The organism is Micromonospora sp. RTP1Z1, from assembly GCF_033804685.1.
GTDB lineage: Bacteria > Actinomycetota > Actinomycetes > Mycobacteriales > Micromonosporaceae > Micromonospora.
Map to the genome: position 1 here is coordinate 1 of NZ_JAPFQV010000128.1, position 1,673 is coordinate 1,673.

At 68.5% G+C, this 1,673-nt stretch carries 2 protein-coding genes; both read left to right on the plus strand.

The annotated features are described in order from the left end of the window. On the plus strand, positions 1 to 288 hold a 288-nt coding region (locus SLP03_RS31330), incomplete at its 5' end, for a hypothetical protein (RefSeq protein ID WP_319464249.1). Further along, positions 288 to 1,601 carry an MFS transporter gene (locus SLP03_RS31335; RefSeq protein ID WP_319464250.1) on the plus strand — a complete coding sequence of 438 codons (1,314 nt, stop codon included), beginning with the start codon at positions 288 to 290 and terminating at the stop codon, positions 1,599 to 1,601. The genes SLP03_RS31330 and SLP03_RS31335, both read left to right, overlap by 1 nt. The last annotated feature ends 72 nt before the right edge of the window (positions 1,602 to 1,673 follow it).

The window sequence follows — 1,673 nt, forward strand, 5'->3', positions numbered from 1 at the left end:
GAGTTCGTCGCCGCCTCCCGGGCGCTGCGAGAGCAGTTCATCGCCCAGCGGCTCGCCGCCCTGGACGCCTACCAACGCCACCAGGACGACTTCGACACCGCCTGGCAGGAAGCGGCGTGGGTCGGCGAAGACATCGGCTACCTCGACCCCGACGAGCTGGTCGAGGTAACTGAGCGCATCAAAGCCCTCATCGGCGAGTACACCGCCGCCACACGGCCCCGTAAGGCGCACGCCCGCCGCGTCGCCTTCTTCGGGTACGCCGTCCCCACGCACGACGGTCCAAGCTGATGTTGCGCACACCAGGACTGCTCGCCCTGTTCGTCGCGAAGCTGCTGTCCACCTTCGGCTCCTGGCTCACCCTCCTGGCGCTGCCGTGGTTCGTTCTGGTGACCACCGGCTCGCCGGTGAAGATGAGCGCGGTCCTGGCCGCAGAGTTCCTCGGCGTCGTGACACTGGGCCTGCCCAGCGGCAGGGTTGTGGCCCGGCTCGGTGTGCGGCGCACGATGCTGATCTGCGACGCGGCGCGCGTGCCGCTGATGGCGCTGATTCCGCTGCTGCATCAGGCGGGATGGCTGAGCCTGCCGGCCCTGCTGGCGGTCTCGTTCAGTCTCGGTGCGTTCACCGCTCCTTACGTCTCCTCGCAGCGGCTCATCCTGGCCGACCTCCTCGGCCCGACACGGGGCACCGACGAGAAACTGCTCGCCCGGGCCAACAGCCTGATCGACGGTGCGACCAGAGTCGCCGCCCTCGCCGGGCCCGCTCTCGGCGGCCTACTCATCGCCCTGCTCGGGCCAGCCCAGGTCCTCTGGATCGACGCCGGCACGTACCTCATCTCCTACGTCATCCTGGTCGCCTTCGTCCGGCCGCCCGCCACCGTCGTGGCAGGCGCGCACAGGGAGTCCCATCGTGTGAGCGACGAGCAGGGCGACACGTTCGCGGGCCTACGCCACGCGCTTCGCCACCGAGCACTTCGGCTCTTCGTGCTCGCCCAGACGTTGGTGACCATCTCGGTCCCCGCTGTGTTCATCTGCCTGCCAGTGCTGGTCCTGGATGACCTGGGAGGCGACCCTCGGACGCTAGGGCTACTCACCGCGGCAAACGGCGCCGGCCTCGCCATCGGCAGCCTGGTGGCCGTCACCAGCCTGGGCCGGATGAACAACACCGCCCTCACCGGCGCCGCCCTGCTGCAATGCGCCCCGCTGTGGCTACTACTCGTCGACCAGACATTCGTCATGGCCAGCGGACTGTTCCTGGTAGGACTGGCCACGCCGTTGCTAGCCGCAACGGTCAACACCCGCGTCACCCTACGCTCCCCGGCACCTATCCGACCTCACGTGATGACCGCAGTGACGACCACCGAAAACCTAGCCGCATTCGTCGGATACACCGCCGCCGGACCGGCGTTGCAACTCAGCGGGCTACGCACAGTCTTCGCCGTGATAGCAACCCTGGCCGCCCTCGGCGCGATCACCTTCGCCATGGCCCTACGCGCCGACCACTCACCACCAGCCGTGCCGATTCAGCGCCCTCGCGAACCCAGGCAACACCGCCACACGCCGGCGATCCACGAGCCTGCGGCAGGGACGGAAGGCAATCCTTGACCGGGCAGTGGTTCTCGTTCAGAGAGGCGCACAAACGAACAGGCCAGTGCACCCATCTGCCGCGATCCGCGC